Annotated in this window: 7 protein-coding genes and 1 pseudogene; all 8 read right to left on the bottom strand. The window is 67.6% G+C overall.

Annotated elements, in window-relative coordinates:
• Positions 1-285: pseudogene (locus Q0C81_RS16420) on the bottom strand (glutathione S-transferase); the annotation flags it as partial.
• An 11-nt stretch (positions 286-296) separates the two neighbouring features.
• On the bottom strand, positions 297-1,052 hold the full coding sequence (locus tag Q0C81_RS16415) for an SDR family oxidoreductase (RefSeq protein WP_291840459.1): 756 nt from the start codon (positions 1,050-1,052) through the stop codon (positions 297-299).
• 105 nt (positions 1,053-1,157) lie between these two features.
• Positions 1,158-1,571, bottom strand: coding sequence for a DUF1801 domain-containing protein (locus Q0C81_RS16410; protein WP_291840456.1), 414 nt, complete (start codon positions 1,569-1,571; stop codon positions 1,158-1,160).
• A gap of 14 nt (positions 1,572-1,585) precedes the next feature.
• Complete coding sequence (locus tag Q0C81_RS16405) at positions 1,586-1,996, bottom strand: DUF1801 domain-containing protein (protein WP_291840451.1); 411 nt, start codon at positions 1,994-1,996, stop codon at positions 1,586-1,588.
• Positions 1,993-2,421 (bottom strand): SRPBCC domain-containing protein, encoded by a 429-nt coding sequence (locus Q0C81_RS16400; RefSeq protein ID WP_291840448.1) that lies wholly within the window; start codon positions 2,419-2,421, stop codon positions 1,993-1,995. The genes Q0C81_RS16405 and Q0C81_RS16400 overlap by 4 nt, the downstream gene beginning before the upstream one ends.
• Positions 2,418-2,729, bottom strand: a complete 312-nt coding sequence (locus tag Q0C81_RS16395; RefSeq protein WP_291840446.1) for a helix-turn-helix transcriptional regulator — start codon at positions 2,727-2,729, stop codon at positions 2,418-2,420. The genes Q0C81_RS16400 and Q0C81_RS16395 overlap by 4 nt, the downstream gene beginning before the upstream one ends.
• A 98-nt stretch (positions 2,730-2,827) precedes the next feature.
• Entirely contained in the window at positions 2,828-3,940 is a 1,113-nt protein-coding gene (locus Q0C81_RS16390; RefSeq protein WP_291840443.1) for a glycoside hydrolase family 5 protein, read from the bottom strand.
• A gap of 89 nt (positions 3,941-4,029) precedes the next feature.
• Positions 4,030-4,612, bottom strand: a 583-nt coding sequence (locus Q0C81_RS16385) for an MFS transporter (protein ID WP_291840440.1), incomplete at its 5' end; no start/stop codon positions are given.

Raw genomic sequence — 4,612 nt, 5'->3', positions numbered from 1 at the left:
CAGCGCCTCCAGCACCCGGGTCCGGCCCAGCGGACCGGGGTTCGTCAGGGTGTGGGACTGGCCGTCGATCCAATCCAGCAGGGCGACGTTCTCGGTGATCATCTGGCCGTCGTCGAGGATCAGCGCCGGGACGTAGCCCTTGGCGCTGACGGTGTGGAAATCCACGCCGGTCTCCGTGCGGTGGGTGCGCAGGTCGACCCGTTCCAGATCGAACGTGAACCCGGCTTCGCGCAGGGCGATGTGGTCCGCGAGGCTGCAGGCGAGGGGAGAGTAGTAGAGCTTCATGGTGCTTTCCCTCAGTCCGCGCTGATCGACTGGCGCAGCCAGTCTTCGAGCGTGTCCTTGCCCAGCAGCGGGTTCGGCCCCGGCGTCAGGGTGTCGTCCCGCAGGGCCGCGCCGAAATACAGGGAGGTCGGGTCGGCGATCACCGGGCGGCGATCCTCCATCGTGCTCAGATATTCCTCGGCGAAGTCGGTCAGGCGAATGGCTTCGGGGCCGGCGATCTCCACCGTGCCGTTGACCGGCGCGCCCAGGGCCAGGTCGACGAGCGCCGCCGCCACGTCGTCGGCCGAAACCGGCTGGATCAGGGCGGCCGGCAGATGCACTTCGTCGCCCACGGCGCCGGACTGGATGATGCCGGTGATGAAGGGGAAGAACTGGGTCGAGCGCAGGATGGTCCAGGGCGTCGGCGACGTCCTGATCAGCTCTTCCTGCACCAGCTTGGCGCGGAAATAGCCGCTGGCCTGCAGCCGCTCGGTCCCGACGACGGACAGGGCGATGTGGTGGCCGACTCCCGCGGCGGCCTCGGCGGCCAGCAGGTTGGTCCCGGCGGTGCGGAAGAAGTCCATCGCCGCCTCATCCGTGAACGACGGCGAGTTGGCCACGTCGATCACGACCTGGGCGCCCTGCAGCGCCTCGGCCAGGCCTTCGCCGGTGAGGGTGTTGACGCCGGTGTTGGGCGATGCGGCCAGCACCTCATGGCCTTGCCGGCGCAGCCTTTCCACGACGCGCGAGCCGATCAGGCCGGTGCCTCCGATGACGACGATCTTCATCCTGCTTCTCCCTGCGTGCGCCGGCCGTTTGGCCGGGCTCATGCCAGCAAGGACGAAGCGCGGACGCGGAGGGTGACATGGCCGACGCAGAATTCGCTGCGGCGGTCAGCGGGTCTTTGTTTTCTTTCGGCTATTCAGTTCGATCGCCGCCCGGATCAGGGCCTTGAAGGCGGTCGGGTCAAGCGCCGCGCCCTCTGGAAGGTCGATGGCGCGGCGGGTTCCGCCGTCCAGGCCGGCGTTGAACAGGCCGGTCGGGTCCGGCAGGGCGGCGCCCTTGGCGAAGGTCAGCTTGACCGCGGCCTTGTAGGTCTCACCAGTGCACAGGATGCCCGCGTGCTCCCACACGGGCACGCCGCGCCATTTCCAGGTCTCGACCACCTCGGGATCAGCCTCGTGGATCAGGGCGCGGACGCGGGCCAGGGTCTCGCCGCGCCAGTCGTCCAGCGTTGCGATGCGGTCATCGATCAGGGCGGAGGCGGAGGGGCCGACGTCGTCGGACAGGGTGGAGGTCATTGTCATGGTCGTCGCGCCTTTCACATCTTTTCGCCGGGCAACCGGCCGGCCTGTTTCACCCAATCGACGAACCGGGCCTCGTCGAGCGTGTCCGCCTCGTGGATGTCGAGGTAACGCACCAGCTTCTGTTTGGACGGTCCGGGCGGCGGCGGTTCCAACTCGGCGCCTCTGAAGAAGCTGACCTTCACGTAGCCGGTGAAGCCGTGCATCCCGAGGAACCAGCAGCCGTCCTCGACGCCATAGAGCGGCGAGTTCCACTTCACGGCCTTGCGGACGCCGGGGACCGCCTCGACGATCAGGGCGTCGAGGCGGCGGGCGAGAAGGCTTTTCCAGCCGGGAATGGCGTCGATCCACGCCTGCACCGGGGCGTCGCCATAGCCCTTGGCGATCTGCGGGTTGTCGCCGGACAGCAGGACGGGCTTCCCGGTCACTCGGCGCCCCGCACCAGCAGTTGATCCAGATTGTCGAGGAACTGCCGCCAGCCGTGGGTGGCGCCGCCGAGCGCCTGTTTCTGGTCGGGTCGGAAGCCGGCCTGCTCCATGCGAAGGTGCGTGCCGTCCGCCGTCGGGGTCAGGGTGAAGGTCACCACGCTGGACAGGTTGTAGGCCGGGTCGTCGTGGGCGAAGTCCCAGGTGTAGGCCAGAGTCCGGTTGGGCTCGACGGTCAGGACCTCGCCGTTCAGCACGCCGCCCCATTCGCCGCGCAGGTTGAATTTGCGGCCCGCGACGGGTTCGAAATCGGTCTTCATCAGCCATTCCTCCATCAGATGGGGCTGCGTCAGGGCGCGCCACAGCTTTTCGGGCGGGAAGGCGAACTCCCGCTCGATGATGACGGAGCGGGTTTCGGTCGAGGTCATTGGTCCATCCTTGTGAGCAGGTTTTCGAGGTTTTCCCAGAAGCCGTTCATTCGGCCGGTCCAGTCCGCCAACGGCGCCAGGGCCTCCAGCTGCGCGCTGTAATGGGTCTGACGGCCCTCAGGCCGGTCGCGCACCAGTCCGGCCTGTTTCAGCACGCCCAGATGTTTGGACACCGCAGGCTGGGACACGCCCGCGCGCGCCGTCAGGGCCGCGACCGTCTGCTCCCCGTCGCGGCACAGCCGCTCGAAGATGGCGCGCCGGGTCGGATCGGCGAGCGTGCGGAACAGGATGTCATGGGCTTCGGTCAAAACGTATAACTCTGTGGCTATGAGTTGTCTCATAACTCGAGAGATATGAATGCGTCAAATGCCCGATGGGTGTTTCCGGGCGCCGTCCAGCGGCCTGCCTAGAGGCAGTCTTCGTTGAACCGGCTGACGCCGGCCCACCTGCAGGCGCCGTCGATGCAGTCGATGAGATTGCTGGAGAAGGCGTTGGCGTCGTGGTCGAAAATCTGGAACCAGCCGCCGTCGTCCCAGACGGCGGTGGGCATGCCCATCGCCTTGGCGTGAACCGCGTCGAAACGCGCGTACCAAAGCCGGATGTTGTTGCAGTTCATGGTCGCGTGGCGGCTTTTCCAGCCGACGCCCCATTCGCCGATGAAGACCGGCATGCCGCCGCCGGTCGTCGCGGCCCAGTTCGCCATCACCCGCATCGGGCCGGCCATGTCCTCTTCGGTCCAGGGGTCGGCGTAGTCGCCCTGGTTGTCGCCGGCGAAGGTCCAGGGATTGTAGTGGTGGAAGGTCGCCATGACGTAGGGGTCGGCGCCGCCGCCCACCGCGTCGAGGTTCGGCCATGTCGTGGCCATTTCGTGCGCGCCGAACCACTGGTTGCCGCCTATGACCACGATGCGCTCAGGATCGGTCCGCCGGATGCGCGCATAGGCCTGTCCGGTCATGGCCCGCAGGGTTTCGGGCGGCATGGGGTCGTGATTGCTCAAGTGGGGCTCATTGAGGATCTCGAAGATCAGCCGTCCGTCCCGGTTGTGGAAGGTCGTGCTGATATCGGCCCACAACTGCGCCAGGACATCGCCGCGCCCGTGATCCTTCAGTCTGCTCTCATGGTGGGCGTTGATCACCACGTGGAGGCCGGGGCGGGAGAGGGCGTAATCGATCACCGCCTCCAGCTGGGCGAGGCGCGGCGAGGCTCGGTCCAGGCGACCGGTGTCGGGATCGGCCAGGGTCGCGCCATCGACAGCCTCGGTCCAGGTGACCGGAATCCGGACCACGCGAAAGCCGCGCGCGTAGTAGGCGTCGATCTTCGGGCGCGCGGTTTCAAGCGTGGCCGGATGCTGACTGTTGTCGAACATCTGGCCCAGGTTGAAGCCCTTGCCCATCGCCTCCGCCGCCTGATGGGCGGTCGGCCGATCCGCGGCGGACGCCGGGAACGGCGCAGCGATGCACAGCAGCAGGACCGTCGACAGGAGCAGCAGGGCGCGTGGCCGAATGGAACGGTGAAACATCGCGGCTCCCGAGAGATGACGGGGGAGGGCAACAGGGCGATCCCGCCGCCGTCAAGGCTGCTGGGTCCCACCGGCGGACAACTCTCGTATCAGCGCACCCGCCGAACCCCCAGCACGGCGGCTCCGCCGAGAAGGGCGATCACGGCGATCAGGCTCATCAGTTGCGGCCAGGACTGACGGTCCGCACCGAGGGCGACGAGGACCAGCCCGGGCGCCAGCACGGTGGGCAGGGTGTTGGTCAGGTTCATGATCCCGAGGTCGCGGGCCGCGTCCCGGCGGGACGGCAGAACCTGCGCCACCAGGGCGGCGTCGACCGTCGTGTAGAGGCCGAACCCGACGCCATAGAGGCCGTAGCCGATGAGCGGGCCTGGCCATCCGGGCCAGCCGGCGAACACCATCAGACCCGCGGCCATCAGGCCGGCGGCGAGCAGGATGAAGCCCTTGCGCCGGTTGCATCGGTCCGAAGCCAGACCGCCCAGGAAGCCGGAGACCACGACGAGAACCGTGGACAGGGCGATCAGTCTGGCCAGGCCGCTCTCGACGGTCGATCCCGGAAACTGCTCGGCGTAGCGGGCGTGATCGGCGAGATAGAACAGCATGTAGGCGTTCACGACGCTGGCTGCGATCTGAAGGCAGAAACGCGAGGTCCAGGCGAAGCCGAAATCACGCGAA

Origin of the sequence: Brevundimonas sp., assembly GCF_023259385.1 — a bacterium.
In the GTDB taxonomy this organism is placed as follows: domain Bacteria; phylum Pseudomonadota; class Alphaproteobacteria; order Caulobacterales; family Caulobacteraceae; genus Brevundimonas.
The sequence above is the reverse complement of the archived record's forward strand: the minus strand, read 5'-3'. Positions and strand labels throughout refer to the sequence as shown.